The organism is Janibacter sp. CoH_79_TC_3 (genome assembly GCF_058197955.1).
Genome location: NZ_JBXWIV010000007.1, coordinates 120,779 through 135,884, shown reverse-complemented (window position 1 = coordinate 135,884; position 15,106 = coordinate 120,779). Strand labels below are relative to the sequence as shown.

12 protein-coding genes are annotated in these 15,106 nt (G+C 43.2%); 9 read left to right on the top strand and 3 right to left on the bottom strand.

Annotation, left to right across the window (positions count from 1 at the left end; translation table 11 throughout):
- Positions 1-125: 125 nt before the first annotated feature.
- Positions 126-1,106, top strand: coding sequence for an ion transporter (locus AC2FA3_RS08430; protein WP_490509181.1), 981 nt, complete (start codon positions 126-128; stop codon positions 1,104-1,106).
- A 146-nt stretch (positions 1,107-1,252) separates the two neighbouring features.
- On the opposite strand, the gene AC2FA3_RS08425 is transcribed toward AC2FA3_RS08430, so the two are convergent.
- From AC2FA3_RS08425 to AC2FA3_RS08415, 3 genes are all read right to left on the bottom strand, one after another.
- Complete coding sequence (locus tag AC2FA3_RS08425; RefSeq protein WP_490509180.1) at positions 1,253-1,912, bottom strand: TerD family protein; 660 nt, start codon at positions 1,910-1,912, stop codon at positions 1,253-1,255.
- A 123-nt stretch (positions 1,913-2,035) separates the two neighbouring features.
- Entirely contained in the window at positions 2,036-3,193 is a 1,158-nt protein-coding gene (locus tag AC2FA3_RS08420; RefSeq protein ID WP_490509179.1) for a helix-turn-helix transcriptional regulator, read from the bottom strand.
- A gap of 129 nt (positions 3,194-3,322) precedes the next feature.
- The gene (locus tag AC2FA3_RS08415; protein WP_490509178.1) at positions 3,323-6,223 is read right to left on the bottom strand and encodes an AAA family ATPase; all 2,901 of its coding nucleotides are present in this window, start codon (positions 6,221-6,223) and stop codon (positions 3,323-3,325) included.
- Between the two features lie 371 nt (positions 6,224-6,594).
- On the opposite strand from AC2FA3_RS08415, the gene rsmG reads away from it, so the two are divergent.
- The 8 genes from rsmG to kdsB all read left to right on the top strand — a co-directional run bounded on the left by rsmG (position 6,595) and on the right by kdsB (position 14,966).
- Positions 6,595-7,311 carry a 16S rRNA (guanine(527)-N(7))-methyltransferase RsmG gene (rsmG, locus tag AC2FA3_RS08410; RefSeq protein WP_490509177.1) on the top strand — a complete coding sequence of 239 codons (717 nt, stop codon included), beginning with the start codon at positions 6,595-6,597 and terminating at the stop codon, positions 7,309-7,311.
- 192 nt (positions 7,312-7,503) lie between these two features.
- On the top strand, positions 7,504-8,280 hold the full coding sequence (locus AC2FA3_RS08405; RefSeq protein WP_490509176.1) for a ParA family protein: 777 nt from the start codon (positions 7,504-7,506) through the stop codon (positions 8,278-8,280).
- Between the two features lie 134 nt (positions 8,281-8,414).
- On the top strand, positions 8,415-9,575 hold the full coding sequence (locus AC2FA3_RS08400) for a ParB/RepB/Spo0J family partition protein (protein WP_201612232.1): 1,161 nt from the start codon (positions 8,415-8,417) through the stop codon (positions 9,573-9,575).
- Positions 9,576-9,654: 79 nt separating this feature from the next.
- Positions 9,655-10,398, top strand: a complete 744-nt coding sequence (locus tag AC2FA3_RS08395) for a MotA/TolQ/ExbB proton channel family protein (protein ID WP_201612233.1) — start codon at positions 9,655-9,657, stop codon at positions 10,396-10,398.
- 100 nt (positions 10,399-10,498) lie between these two features.
- Complete coding sequence (locus AC2FA3_RS08390) at positions 10,499-10,942, top strand: ExbD/TolR family protein (RefSeq protein WP_201612234.1); 444 nt, start codon at positions 10,499-10,501, stop codon at positions 10,940-10,942.
- Between the two features lie 143 nt (positions 10,943-11,085).
- Positions 11,086-12,873, top strand: coding sequence for a lipid A export permease/ATP-binding protein MsbA (gene msbA / locus AC2FA3_RS08385; protein ID WP_227686278.1), 1,788 nt, complete (start codon positions 11,086-11,088; stop codon positions 12,871-12,873).
- Between the two features lie 90 nt (positions 12,874-12,963).
- On the top strand, positions 12,964-14,073 hold the full coding sequence (gene lpxK / locus AC2FA3_RS08380; protein WP_201612235.1) for a tetraacyldisaccharide 4'-kinase: 1,110 nt from the start codon (positions 12,964-12,966) through the stop codon (positions 14,071-14,073).
- A gap of 38 nt (positions 14,074-14,111) precedes the next feature.
- Positions 14,112-14,966, top strand: a complete 855-nt coding sequence (kdsB, locus tag AC2FA3_RS08375; protein WP_201612236.1) for a 3-deoxy-manno-octulosonate cytidylyltransferase — start codon at positions 14,112-14,114, stop codon at positions 14,964-14,966.
- Positions 14,967-15,106: the final 140 nt, after the last annotated feature.

Here is a 15,106-nt window from a genome sequence, read left to right as displayed (position 1 = left end):
TGGATGGAAAACGACTTATCCAAATTGTTTTATGATCTTTGTCCAAGGCATAACACTTTTATTTTGAACTGACTATACTTGGCTTTTATTTATATAAGACCGGTCTAAAACCGCATAGGGACGCCATGCTATTCCAATCTATACGGCGCTTGCGTCTTTTCGTCTATAATATTCTACAAAACGATGAGCATGATACGCTCTTTAGTCGCTATGTTGACTATTTCCTCATTCTTTTGATCATGGCGAACGTCACGGCGGTCATCGCTGAGTCCGTTGACGGCTGGTACTATCCATATCAAGAGTACTTTACTTGGTTTGAGAATTTTTCGATTATCGTATTTTCTATCGAATATTTGCTCAGGTTATGGAGTGTTGCGGAAGCAAAGCCTTATAATACCACGTGGCGTCAGCGTTGGGATTGGCTAAAAAGTCCGTCGGCATTGATTGATATTATTGCGATTGCACCTGCCTTTTTGAACTTCTTTGTCAGTATAGATTTGCGTTTCTTACGTATCTTACGTCTGTTTCGCATACTTAAGCTCACCCGTTATTTTGCTTCCTTACGTATTTTATTGGTGGTCATCAGTAAGGAAAAAGGCTCGTTTCAAGCGGTCCTTTTTATCTTAATTATTATGATTGTGACGGCATCGAGTGGGATTTATTTGGTCGAAAACCACGCCCAGCCAGACGAGTTTGAATCGATACCCAAAGCCATGTGGTGGGCGGTGGTCACCTTAACGACGGTTGGCTACGGCGATGTAACGCCTATCACCAATGCCGGTAAGATATTGGGTGCAATCATTACCATACTGGGCGTCGGTCTAGCTGCATTACCAGCCGGTATTTTGGCCACGGGTTTGGCAAATGAACTCAGTCAGCGTCGTGAAGAGCTTGAGCAAGATTTTCGCGGACAATTGGTCGATAGTGATTTTGATTTGGTACAGAATCAGATGATGATTGAGAAAATCCGCCGAGAGCTTGGTTTGGATAAGGAGCAAGCACAAGAGATTGTGTTGCAAGTATTGCGTGAGCAAGAACTGGAGCGCCGCGAAAGAGAGGTGCGCCAAAAGAATTTCTGCCCGCATTGCGGTGAGCCGTTAGAGTAAAGCTTACGTTTCAGCCTTTTTCTTAAACGCAGTTCTTAAATTAGAAGTTTTTAGTAAAAAAAGGGTAAGGCGCTATTAAATAACGTTTCACCCTTTTTATTGTTAGTTACTAATCAGTTCTACCTCTCTAAATTTCTACATTAATGTTAAATCCCTTGCGGAGCTGGCAGGGCGCGTGCCAACTCATGCGCCACTTCTTGCGCGGCTGTCGATAGATCTGTCGCAGGCAGTGGCAGATTTTGTAAAGTCAGATGCCAATCGTCCACCTCTCGGCGCAAGTGTGCCACCCAAAGCGTAATGCAGTCACGCGGTAGCTGCTTTAAATTGACTTCAAAAGAGCGGTTGCCTTCATCATCGCTTAAATGAATCTCACCTTTTTTGACTCTGCCAAAAGGCTGTCCATGATAAGAGTTAGCAAGCAAAGCAATATGAGTGATGTGAGCGGGAATTTTATCCAAGTAAAGCCGGATTTGCTCTTGGTCAAGGGGCGCAAGGTACATCGCTTGCTCACCGCGATCTTTGCCATTGAGGCTATCGCCTTGATGCTTGACCGATTCGGCTTTATCACGTAACTGCTTAAACCAGACAATATCGCTGATGGTACAGTTGTCGTCATAGAGTACGCAGGCCAAATCGATATCAATGGCGCCTTCATTTTTTTTGAAGCGCTTCTTTAAGTTTTTAAATAAGCCTTTTTGCTCAATCTTGGTAAATTCATAATTGAGCGCAAAAAATAACGTCCCCGCATCCAAACCCAGCCCTCTTAAACTGTCTGAAAGTAGTGGTGATGGGATAGTGGTCGACATAATATTCCTTTTGGATTTTTAATTTTAAAATGGTTTTTTAATAATATAAGCGTCAGTATGTTTGAGAATGGCTATTAGATTTTCATAATCATTAATAATGATAGCGGTCTTTATTTATTGTCGCTATTCATCGTCTAATGGTTTGTCTAATACGGCTTGATAAAGCAGCGCGGGCTTAGCGTCTAATAGACCGCTACCAAAGCCACGTAACCACCAAACCAGCTGCGAGGTTAAGTTAACAGTTCCTTGTATGGTCAGGGTTTTATCATTATTTATGATAACGACTTGGTCGTCACTCAGCTTGCTTTCCGTTAAGCTTTTGCCCGCTTGTTTGGTAAATTGTAGCTCAACCACGGTATGCTTTCCATGATCAGGTAATTGGCTAAATAGAGGATGGCTAAAGCCCATGCCACCTGCATCTAGATAGTTATCCAATTGGAATTTATCTGGAGTTTTAGCCGCGCTTTCTAATATCTCGACGCTGGTAAATCGATGCAAAGCAAAGGTACGAATAATTATTTCTGGGTCATCGGTACGCGTTGCCAATAGGTAAATAATTACCCCGCGCTGAATGATAGCAATAGGGTTTAGGGTATATTCGCTGGCTTGTGATTTATCACTGCGGGTATAGCTGGCTTGTATTTGTAATTGATAAAATAAGGCATGGTAAATATTGTCTTTACTTTCTAAATCAATATGCGGGGCAATTAAGGGCTGAGTTGCAGGCTCGATACGTACTCTGTCAATCCATGAATGCGTGACTTTGCTGTTTTTGAGTTGTCTACGTGCTAAGTCAAACCAAGGGAATAACTCATCTAAAATAACTGGCGGTAGCAGTTGGCTTAGATTCGCTTCGACCATATTAAAGGCAACCGCTTGCGATAAATTCATATGCGGTAAGCTTTGGAGGGGTGCATCATCTTTCCAGCGCCAACCCTGCGGATTGGCATTGTTTTTTTCGATAGGAAAGCGTTTGGCAAGAGCATTTAAGTCGCGTTGTACCGTGCGCAAACTGATATCAAAGCCTGCCAATATAAGCTGCTCGTAAACATGGGTTGTACCTACCCAGCGATTGCGCTGCAATTGCGACAGTACTTGCCATTGCCGCGCCGTCGTCGCGGCTCCATGACGATTATCTGCTGCTTCTTCTTCAGACGCTTTATTATCTGCAGTAACTTCTTCATTTTTCTCAGTAACTTCTCTCATCACTAGCGCAGTTGCTGATTTATCAACAGCTGCTTGAGCTTGAATACTATCGGCGTCAGTAGAATGTACAGTCATTAAAGATAACCTTTATTCAGTCACAGGTTTGGTTGCTAGCTTCTCTGAGTTCTTTATCAATAAGAAAAGCAAAGTCAAAATCAAAGGCAAAACACAAAAACCAATCATCGCAGAAAAGCATGACAACGTCTACAGATGCACTTCTGTATTTTTCTCTATGTTTTCATCTGGATTTACGTCTGGACTTGTATCTAGGTCACCTTTCTCTTTCTTCGCCTTTTTTTGCTTATCTTGTTTTTTTTGACGCTTAGCTTGGCGCTTTTTCTTGGCTTTCTTTTTCGAATTTTTATCATCGACTTCGTCATCAGCGTTCTGATTCTCATCCCAAAGCATCAAACGGCTTAATACTTTGCCAAATAAGGTTTCTTTACGGTAGCGACCTTTTTTGTTCATGGTATCGACTGGTAGACCTGTCATTAAGGTCAAGGCTTCACTTAAGGTATGTACGCCATAAATATGAAATTGCTCTGCTTGAACGGCGGCAATGATATCGTCACGTAGCATTAATTGTTTGACGTTGGCCATTGGAATGACCACGCCTTGTTGTCCCGTCAGCTCTTGCTCACGGCAAGCGTCAAAGAAACCAGCAATTTTAGAATTGATACCGCCAACCGCTTGGACTTCGCCTAACTGATTCATCGAACCGGTAATCGCAAAAGATTGATTGATAGGGACGTTTGCCAAGGCGGAGAGTAGCGCGCAGCCTTCACTGACCGTCGCACTATCACCATCGATATGGGCATAACTTTGCTCAAAAGCGAGCGAGGCGCTAAAGTTTAGCGCATGATGCTGACTAAATAAGGCGCGTAAATAGCTGGTCATAATCAGCATACCTTTGGCGTGTAAGCTACCGCCTAAATCTACATCGCGCTCGATATCGAGGATTTCGCCCGCGCCGATATTTGGTTGAATGACCGCTGTCAGACGAGCAGGCATGCCAAACTCGCTATCGGCATAGCTGACGACAGTGAGCGCATTTACTTGTCCGACAGCATCACCTTGGGTCTGAATAAGCTGCTGACCATTTTTTAGCTCATCCCAATAAAGGTCGCGCAAATATCCTGAGCGCTCATCCATATCGTCAATGGCGTAGGTGACGTGAATGGCACTAACGATCTTTTTACCGCTCAAACGCGCATGGCGGTTGGATTCATGTAAGAGCTTAATCAATAAATCGCTATGTAAACTTAAGCGATCTTGATCTTCTGCTTGTAAGCTTAAATGCTCCAGTAGAGCGGCTTGTGCGCTGCTATCAAAAGGATAAAGGTTAGCATAATTAATGATGTCAGCCATTTTGGCGACCAATGCCAATTCGTGCTCAGGGCTGCGAGTTACATCGTCGTGAAAATCGGCACGTACTTTAAATACCGCATCAAACTCCGGCTCAAGCTCTAGTAATTCGTAATATAAATCCGCTTCGCCAAGCAAAATGACCTTAATATCAAGGTCAATGGGTGCAGGCGCGAGCGATAAGCTGCCTGTTAAGGTGAGCATCTGCTCAAGGCTTGATAGCTTGATCTTACGTGATTGGAGGGCGCGCTTAAGACCTTGCCATGCGTAAGGGTGCTCAAGTAAGTGACTGGCTTCTAACAACAGATAACCGCCATTGGCACGGTGCAGCGCGCCTGCTCGAATCATACTGACGTCGGTGGTTACCGTGCCCAATTGGGTGATTTGCTCGACATGACCCAATAGGTTTAAATGCGTCGGCAAGTCTTCAAAGATGACAGGTGCTCCACTATCTGACGCGTGACTGACAATGACGTTCACTGCATAGCGGCTAGGCGTTGTAGCGAGGACTGCCGTCACAAATTCTTCGTCATCGCCATTAACGATACGCTCGACATGCGTGACCATATCGGCAAATACGGTTTTTAGATAGTCTATAACCAATGGATGAGCAGCGAACTGCTCATATATAGGGGCAAATAAAGGCTGTAGCGCTCGACGTGCAATATTGCGATGCAGGGCTTCAATGGCGTCATTGGCTTCGTCTTCTAATTGCTCTAAAGCAATGGTCAGCTGACTTAAACGCTTTTGCATATGGTTTTTTTGTGCAAAATTATTTAGCTCAGCTTCATATTCGCTCTTGCCATAGTCGTGGTTAGCATCTTTGCTAACGCTATCGTCGCTATTAAAAGTATCGTTACTAGAAGCATTTGCAATAGCAGTATTGGCTTGCTGACTTTCCTCTTTTATTAACTTATTTTTCTGGTTGTTAGAGGTTTTGTCATTTTTAACCTCACTATCACTATCTTCTTTTGGTAACTGGCTAGGGTGTACAAATACCGCTTTATTATCAAATGAACGAAACGTCAGTGCCAAATCGTATTGTTTGCCTTCGGTATTTAGGTCATCGTAAGCCTGACTTTCTTTTTGATGGGTATCATTTTTGATGGCTTCGATTTTGCTTTGATATTGATCGCTACGAAAACGCTGACTAAGTCGTTTTTTGGCTTGTTGCCACAAGTGGTTGACCTGTTGTTGTAATATCTGTCCTTGCTCAGCGGGTAAACGTAATGCTTGCGGTGTACGTGGATCGGTAAAGTTATATACATAAACCCAATCGTCGGGCGTTGGTGCATCGGCGGCAATCCGCTGTAGTAAGCGACTGATAACGGTGCGTTTACCTAAGCCATTTTCACCAGCGGCAAACACATGATAGCCGCTGGCATGAATATCCAGTGCCGTATATAACGCTTTAAGAGCACGCTGTTGCCCAAAGCCGATATCTAAATCGGGGGCAGTGTGGGTATCGCTCGGTAACTCATTGGTATCCGTATAACGCTTAAGCTGCTCGGCACTGATAAGGCAGCGCTCATTAACATCGATAAATACCGGATGAGGCGTGCTATGGACATCTAAGGTGCTATCTGGCTGAGTGATCTCTGTCGGCTTTTTGCGTGCCAGTTTCGTTTTAGGTAGCTTTGTTCCTGATAGATTTGACTCTGCTGATTTTTTGGCATGGGTTACCATAGGGTTGGTATCTTCTGGCTCTTGATTCATAGGTGTATTTTGCGGTTCGGTCATAGTGATATAGTAAGTCGTTTTAAAAGGGCGGAATGGTTGGTGAGCTTTTGCTGTTTGGGCGCTAAGTTTAAGAATGCACTTTTAACAATCAATCATTTTTAATAATGTATCAGGACATCTTACAAGATATAGGCGCGTTTTAGACAAGACATTCAGCGCAATTTTGTATCATAGTGCGATAAAAATTTTTACCGATTAAATTGAAATAATAGGCATTTTGATGCGATAACTTGATGACTGTCGAAGAAGATAAGCCTTCAATATAGGGGTAGATAGTATAAGATGGCGTACATTGGCGCAATCTGCAACTATTCAATAGGCAGCCTGCATGATAAAATAGACGGTTCACATGTCAAAACTGGATAACCCGTATGTCAGATTCTACTAAAACCTCTTCATCATCTGCTAACACGGGTAACATTCATATTGACCCGACAGGTTTTGTAAAGCTCGGTGCGCAATTACCCACACTGGCAAATATCTTGGCGCAATCAATAGATGAGTTGGGTCTTGCTTTAAGCACGACGCAGCAGCGCACGTTATTATTGTATTTAGACCAGCTTTTATTATGGAATAAAGCGTATAATCTGACCGCTATTACCGATCCAGTCGAAGCGCTTATCAAACATATCATCGATTGTTTGGCTATTATAACGCATTTACCGTCAGGGTCGCTGCTGGATATTGGTACGGGAGCGGGCTTACCAGCTGTGATTATCGCTATCTGTCAGCCTGAGCGCCAATGTACCGCCCTTGATAGCAATCAGAAAAAAATTCGTTTTATTAAACAAGTCAGTAGCGAGCTTGCTTTGAGTAACATGCACCCAATCGCCTCGCGTATTGAAGCGCATGAAGCCAGCTACGAGGTGGTAACATCGAGAGCTTTTGCCAGTCTGATTGATTTTGTCGAAGTGGCTCAGCCGCGCTTAGCAGATAATGGTTATTTATGCGCGATGAAGGGTAAAGCCCCGAGCGATGAAGAGTTGCAAGCGCTAAATGACGCTTGGCAGATAAAGACAATTCCGTTAAATGTACCGCGTTTACAAGATAGTCGTCATTTAATTGAATTATCTTATAAAAATGTCTAAGCTATGAGCACGCAACGCACCATAAGGCAACAATTGTTCTATAGTAATGAGTAAGTGGTCTTCTCATTTATACGCAGGTGTTTAAACATCCTTATAGGTAAGCGTCAGGTATTTGAGTAATATAATAAGTAAAAGCAGCAAAAATGCTTCAGTAAAAATCAGTAACAGATCCTAATTAAATTGAGTGAGTGTATGGAAATCATAGCAATTGCGAATCAAAAAGGCGGCGTGGGTAAAACCACGACGGCAGTGAATTTGACCGCCAGCTTAGCGGCCAAGCGCAAGCACGTACTGCTGATTGACTTAGACCCACAGGGTAATGCCACCAGTGGCACGGGCGTGGATAAGAACCAATTAGAGCTGACCATCGCTGATGTGCTGCTCGATGGTGTGTCGCTGTCTGAGGCGATTGTGAATAGTCCAGCTGGCTTTGATGTCATCGGTGCCAATCGTGATTTGGCGGGTATGGATATCACCTTAATGAGTAAGACCAACAGCCATGAGTTGTTTAAAACGGCGATGGCGCAGTTGGTCAACGATCAAATCGCCGCCAATAAACCTGCTTATGATTATGTGATTATCGATTGTGCGCCAAGTTTAAACTTGCTGACGATTAATGCCTTGGTTGCTACCGACAGCGTTATTATACCAATGCAGTGTGAATATTATGCGCTAGAAGGTTTAGCGGACTTGTCACAGACAATTGAGCGTCTCACTGAACTTAATCCTAAGCTGTATATTCGCGGTGTGGTCAGAACCTTGTTTGATGCGCGTAATACCTTGGCGCGTGATGTGTCTGCTGAATTAGAGGCGCATTTTGGCGAGATTATGTACAAGACTCACATTCCAAGAAATATTCGTCTAGCAGAAGCACCGGCACATGGCTTACCAGTTATCGCCTACGAGAGATGGTCAAAAGGCGCACGCGCGTATCAAAAACTGGCAGCTGAAGTGATGAAGCAAAGTTAATAGTTATAGCTTTCTAATCATAAGCTGCTAATCATCAGTTAGCTTAAATATTAAAAACAGCAAATTATATTTATCAGTAAGCCGGCAGTAGTAAGCATTGGGCTTTTTATTTTAGCGTTAGAGGATAGGTAATCATGGCAAAGAAAAGAGGGTTGGCTGCCAATCGAGGCTTAGACGCCTTATTAGGGTCAATCAAAAAAGAAAAGCAAATTGCCGCCTCTGCCTTACAAGATGATACGGTGGTGCGCGAGCCTACTGTGTCAGATGCAATGTTAGAAACTGACATATCAGAAGCTAACAGACAGCAAGACGATGCCAGCACGGCAGACAAAGCTGCAGATACAAAACCTATTAAAAAGCCTTCCGCCTCGTCAATCACAGATGAATCTACTGACAGTAATAATCGTAAAGCGCGTACTACTAAGAAAATTCCTGCTAATAAAGCTCGTGTAAATGCGATAGAGAATAGTGCCCCTGAAGACCAGATCAGCTTGGTGCAAATCGATGTTACGCGTCTGCAAGCAGGTAAGTATCAACCGCGCCGTGATATGAGTGAAACAGCGCTAGCAGAATTGGCCTCTTCTATTGAACAACATGGTGTCATGCAGCCGATCGTTATTCGTCCATTACTGGCGAATGAAGACAAAAGTGAAGCCTTGGTTACGCATGAGATTATCGCCGGTGAGCGCCGCTGGCGTGCGGCAAAAATGGCTGGTAAATCGGTTATACCAGCGATTGAGCGTGCGTTATCTGATGAGCTAGCAATTGCATTGGCATTGATTGAAAATATTCAGCGAGAAGATTTATCGGTGATTGAGCAGGCTGCTGCTTTACAGCGTTTCCATACAGAGTTTGGTATGAGTCATGCCATGATTGCCGAAGTCGTTGGTAAGGCGCGTACCACGGTTTCGAACCTTTTGCGTTTGAATCAATTACACGACACAGTCAAAGACCATTTGGCAAACAGTGCTTTAGATATGGGGCACGCCCGTACATTGTTAGCTTTATCATCAGAACAGCAGCCTATCATTGCGCAAAAAATCATTGATGGTGGTATGACGGTGCGCGAAGCTGAAAAGTTGGTAAAATCCATCCTGCAACCTGCTCCTAAAGTCAATCGCACTGAGCAAGTACAGTCTCGTGATGTAGAGCGTTTGACCCAACGTTTAACCGACATGTTAGGGGCGGAGGTAAAGCTCAAGCATAAAAAAGACGGGCAGGGTAGTGTTGAGATATTTTTCCATAGTCAAGATCAACTGGCTGCCTTAATTAAGCATATAGAAGCGCAGGCTTAAGGCTTTTTATGAGCCTTAACTAACTATTTAAATGTAAACCATCTTTTAATAATTTATAAAAACATAGAAGAGAGTCAGTATGTGGGAGCTGGTAAAAGCAGGTGGTTGGCTGATGACACCTATCGTGGTGTGCTCAATATTGGCATTGGTTATTATTATCGAACGTAGTCATACTTTGCAGTTTAATAAGATTGTACCCAATAGATTGCGCGAACAGCTGATAACCCGCCTACGTGAAAACGGTGATATAGGTCGTACGCAGTTGATGAATGTCAAAGAAAAAACCCCTTTGGGTGATATTCTAGCGACTGGCCTGCTTTATCGCCAATACGGCTTAGACTCGATGACGATGCACATGCAAAACCGTGCCAGCGTACAAGTGCATCAATTAGAAAAAAATATCAATATGCTTGGCACCATTGGTGCAATTGCGCCATTGCTTGGTCTGTTGGGTACGGTATTGGGCATTATCTCGTCGTTTTTGGCGATTACGGATGGCGCGATGCAAGACCCAACCATGCTCGCTGCTGGCGTGTCACAAGCTTTGATTACCACGGCTGCTGGTATGATTGTCGCTATCCCAGCTTTGGTTGCTTATCGTTATTTTCAGCGCCGTATTATCGATATCAATGCGCAGTTTGAGACCCAAGCAGGGCTCATGATTCAAGAGTTATATGATTATCATTTATTAGATAATATTCCTGATTCTGCTACGTCTCATGCAGGCAGCCATACAGCAGTAAATAGTAAAGAGAGTCAAGTAAGTAATGAGCTTTCTCTTGACACATCAGATTTGGATAATACTGCAGCGGCGACTTTATAATAGCAATAGCATTATTGATGATTATTTGTTGAGCAAAAAAGTATAAGCATCTCAAAAAATATTAGGCACATTAAATATTAGGTACATTAAAGAGACTGATATGCGCTTTAGAAAACCGACCGTTGAGCCACTTGAAATCAATCTTACGCCGATGATTGATTGCTTATTATTTTTAATCGTATTTTTACTTCTAGCGACCTCGTTTAATCACTTTAGCCGCTTAAATATCATTCTTCCCGAAGCTGAGGGCGTGGCACTGACAGAAGAGAAAAATAGTATTGAAGTGGCCGTGCAAGAAGATGGTAGTTATTTGGTCAATGGCATTACGCTTGCCAGTAGCAACGAGGCTGAATTAACCAGCATGCTACAACAAGAGGCGGGTAGTAATCGCGATATGCTATTTGTGATTGCTGCCGATGCAAATGCCACGCATCAATCCGTGGTACGGGTCATGGATATCGCTGGTAAATTGGGTTTTTTAAATCTAAATATCAGTACGGTTGTGCCACTTGGTCAGCCTTTACCGCAATCATCACCAAAATAACTTTACGGTATTTGATAAGGTAGTAAAGCTTATTAAGCATTGCTACCATTACTCTAACAGCCTTTAATGTTTTATCTTATAAATAATCGCCATTGCTGTGCACCTTTTATTCATTTCTTATTTATACCTAAATTGAGGCTTTTATGAGCCAAGCTAATCAACCTGACTCTAAAAAAACTTCTGCTAACAAGCTATCAGCAGCACCATCAAATACGCCTAAGCATAAGACCTTATTACGTCTGTTAAGCTACCTTAAACCATATTGGTGGGCGCTATTACTGATGGTTATCGGCTTTGCAATTAATGCGGCAACAGAGATTTGGATTGCTAAATTATTGCAATATATCACTGATGCCATTAATCAAAATGATCAAAGTAAGCAAGATTTATTTCCGTTTATTATTGTCTTGTTGTTTTTCGTCCGTGGTGTAGGGAGCTTTTTAGGTAACTACTATACGGCGTTAGTCTCGCGCAATCTTGTGTATGAGCTACGTGTGCAAGTATTTAATAAGCTACTGCGTTTGCCAAGCTCGTTTTATTTAGCAAATCCAGCAGGGACGATTTCGTCCAAGCTGATTTTTGATGTCGAGCAGGTGACGGCAGCTAGTACCGATTCGATGAAGACCTTATTACGCGATGGCTTGACTGTGGTAGCTTTGATAGGATTTTTGCTTTATAGCAACTGGCGTTTGACCTTGATTTTATTTGTCGTGCTGCCACCGATTTTATGGCTGATACGGGTAGCTTCAAAACGCTATTTAAAGCTTTCAAAGGGTATTCAAGAAACCATGGGCGATGTCAGTCATATCACCAATGAAGTGATTAATGGCTATCAAGTGGTTAAGAATTATGGTGGACAAGCTTACGAGGCTAAACGCTTTGATACCACGTCGAAGAAAAACCTGCGCCAAGGGATGAAGGTCGTTGTGACCAATAGCATCAATACTCCAGCCGTACAGCTATTAATGGCAATAGCCATGGCGGTAGTGGTGTGGCTCGCGCTGCGCCCTGCGGTGATAGATAATATTTCAGCAGGTGAGTTTATTTCTTACATTGCTGCAGCGGGGCTATTAAGTAAGCCTGTGCGTTCATTGACTGATGTCAATCAACAGTTGCAAAGAGGGCTCGCGGCCGGCGAGTCAATATTTACCTTATTGGATGAGCCAGAAGAAGAAGACACTGGAATACTTAATCCAATCTTAGCAGGTGAAATCAAACTGGATAATGTCAGCTTGGTTTATCCTGATTCAACTGTGGCGCTACGTGACTTTACTTTAGACGTGCATGCAGGCGAGACGGTCGCATTGGTTGGGCGTAGCGGCGCTGGTAAATCATCCTTAGTCAACTTGCTTACTCGTACCTTAGACACTTCTTCTGGGCAAATTATCCTTGATGGCATGCCAATTGAAGATATTAAGCTTGAGAGCTTGCGTGCCCAGATTGCGATGGTCAATCAGCAAGTGGTGCTGTTTAATACCACGGTGTTTAATAATATTGCCTATGGCAGTCTGGCGGATAAAACCCAAGCTGAGGTTGAGCAGGCCGCAAAAGACGCTTTTGCTCATGATTTTATTATGAAAATGCCAAATGGCTATCAAAGTGAGATAGGCGCTGAGGGTTTGCAGCTGTCTGGGGGTCAACGCCAACGTATCTCTATTGCTCGAGCACTATTAAAAGATGCGCCGATTTTGATTTTAGATGAAGCCACCAGCGCTCTGGATAATGAGTCAGAATATTATATTCAAAAAGCGCTGGATAATGTCATGAAAGACCGCACGACACTGGTGATTGCGCATCGTTTAACAACGATTGAGGCGGCTGATCGCATTGCTGTGTTAGATGGTGGTCATATTGTTGAGCTTGGTACACATGAAGAGTTGATGCAATTGCACGGTCATTATGCGCAAATGTATGCGCGCGATTTTGAGTAAATGTGCTCAATAAACGTGTTGAATAAGCGCTCATTCATAGTTTTCTTAGAATAAAAATCGCTGAATAAATAGGATAAATGTCACACCATCATGAGTATTGAAACCACAATGACGCGTGCATGGCAACGTCAGGCCGCTTGGCTCTGGCTACTGCTGCCTGTTAGTTGGTTGTATGGATTCGTCACGTTACTACGCCGTCAGGCTTATAAAATAGGTCTGTTTGCAAGTTATCGTCCGCCTATTCCGGTAATGGTTATTGGTAATATTACGGTAGGTGGCAGCGGTAAGACGCCGTTAATTATTGAATTGGTTACTCGCTTGCAAAAGCAAGGCATAAAGGTAGGTATCATCAGTCGCGGTTATGGCGGTGATAGCAGTCAGATGCCAGCTTTGGTTCATACAGGCAGTTTACCGAGCATCGTAGGTGATGAGCCCTCTTTAATCGTCAATATGACAGGCGCTGCTATGGCAGTATGCCCCAATCGTAAGCAAGCGATTACGACTTTACTAGAGGCTTATCCCGATTTACAACTGATTATTGCTGATGATGGCTTGCAGCATTATGCGCTGCAACGTGATATCGAATGGATTGTAATTGATGCATCGCGCGGCTTTGGCAGTCAACAGCTGCTACCAACCGGTTTTTTACGTGAGCCCATGTCACGCTTAAAAGGCGCAAATGTGGTTTACCATGAAAAAGCCGATAGGACGACCATGGATAATAATCAAGCTCAATCTAAGCGTTTAACCATGCATCTACAAGCTGATAAGTTACAGCTTTTGTGGTCTTCTGCTGTTGAGATAGATGATTTAATTGTCACAGCAAAAGTGCCTATGTTACCTATGCCAAACAGTCGGATACATGCGGTAAGCGGTATCGGCTATCCACAGCGTTTTTTTGATACTTTAGCATCACTCGGTTTCGATGTCATTGGTCATCCTTATCCGGATCATTATGATTTTAGCTTAGATGAGCTTTTACAGTATACCGAGCAGCCTATTATTGTGACCAGTAAAGACGCGGTTAAAATCAAGGCGTTGCTAATAGATACGACTAGCCGCCAACCACTTAGCGAGGAGTATCAAGAGCTTGCTAACAGGTTATGGGTATTGCCAGTGACTGCGGTGTTATCGGACAGTTGTTATGAGAGCTTACAGCAGCAATTAAAAGCTTTAAATATTGATATCAATAATGGCTAGAAGTCTAAAAGATTAGATAATTTTTATAGGAATAAATCATGTCGTCAGTCTTAGCCTCAGATGAAACTATACCAACAGCAGCAACAACTGAAGTAACGCTGGCCAAAACTCATATTGTTATTCCTGCACGCTTTAAAAGTACCCGTCTGCCCGGCAAGCCATTATTAACTATCCATGGTAAGCCGATGATACTTTGGGTGGCTGAAAAGGCGAAGTTGGCTGATTTTGCGGATGATATGTGTATTGCGACGGATGATGAAGCAATTGCCAAAGTTTGTATAGAGGCAGGCTTTGATGTGGTGATGACGAGTAGCACGCATGCGTCAGGAACTGACCGTTTGGCTGAGGTTGCGGCTATTAAAGGCTGGGCTGAGCATGATATCGTGGTCAATATGCAAGGTGATGAACCCTTGGTACCGGCGTTATTATTAGAGCAAGTCAAAGCATTGTTGGTGCAAGATGCAGATAGCGTGATGGCGACTTTATGTGAACCTATCGAAGATTATGAGACATTTATGCGTCCATCGGTCGTTAAAGTCGTCAGTCAGACGTCTAACGATTTACAGCGCGCGCTGTATTTTAGTCGTGCGCCAATCCCTTTTGATCGTGATGTGGTTTTGGCAAATGACATAGATACACAGCGACAACCACCAAAAACTGCTTATCGCCACTTAGGGTTATACGCCTACCGCGTCAGCTTACTACAGCAGTTTGTACACTGGCCGCAAACGCCACTCGAAACACTGGAAAGCCTAGAGCAATTGCGGGTATTAGAAAACGGTGGCCATATTGCTATTGCTCCAGCAGCCTGTCATCTACCAGCAGGCGTCGATAACCAAGAAGATTTGGATCGTCTCAATGCCATGAGCTTAGTGGATTTTCAAAACTGCTGATATAGATAATTAATAATAGCCTAAGTAAAAAAACCAATATTTTTGATTAAAATAATTGGTTTATTTGGTCTTTAAAGGTTTTAAGCGTATCAACAGATTGAACGTATTGAAATTATTAAAGGTGTTGAGCGTGTTAAAGG

Excerpts from the sequence above, each read along its gene's own strand:
- AC2FA3_RS08400 (WP_201612232.1), top strand. The coding sequence starts at position 8,415 with ATGGCAAAGAAAAGAGGGTTGGCTGCCAATCGAGGCTTAGACGCCTTA.
- AC2FA3_RS08405 (WP_490509176.1), top strand. The coding sequence starts at position 7,504 with ATGGAAATCATAGCAATTGCGAATCAAAAAGGCGGCGTGGGTAAAACC.
- AC2FA3_RS08395 (WP_201612233.1), top strand. The coding sequence starts at position 9,655 with ATGTGGGAGCTGGTAAAAGCAGGTGGTTGGCTGATGACACCTATCGTG.
- msbA (WP_227686278.1), top strand. The coding sequence starts at position 11,086 with ATGAGCCAAGCTAATCAACCTGACTCTAAAAAAACTTCTGCTAACAAG.
- kdsB (WP_201612236.1), top strand. The coding sequence starts at position 14,112 with ATGTCGTCAGTCTTAGCCTCAGATGAAACTATACCAACAGCAGCAACA.
- AC2FA3_RS08390 (WP_201612234.1), top strand. The coding sequence starts at position 10,499 with ATGCGCTTTAGAAAACCGACCGTTGAGCCACTTGAAATCAATCTTACG.
- AC2FA3_RS08415 (WP_490509178.1), bottom strand. The coding sequence starts at position 6,223 with ATGACCGAACCGCAAAATACACCTATGAATCAAGAGCCAGAAGATACC.
- AC2FA3_RS08420 (WP_490509179.1), bottom strand. The coding sequence starts at position 3,193 with ATGACTGTACATTCTACTGACGCCGATAGTATTCAAGCTCAAGCAGCT.
- rsmG (WP_490509177.1), top strand. The coding sequence starts at position 6,595 with ATGTCAGATTCTACTAAAACCTCTTCATCATCTGCTAACACGGGTAAC.
- lpxK (WP_201612235.1), top strand. The coding sequence starts at position 12,964 with ATGAGTATTGAAACCACAATGACGCGTGCATGGCAACGTCAGGCCGCT.
- AC2FA3_RS08425 (WP_490509180.1), bottom strand. The coding sequence starts at position 1,912 with ATGTCGACCACTATCCCATCACCACTACTTTCAGACAGTTTAAGAGGG.
- AC2FA3_RS08430 (WP_490509181.1), top strand. The coding sequence starts at position 126 with ATGCTATTCCAATCTATACGGCGCTTGCGTCTTTTCGTCTATAATATT.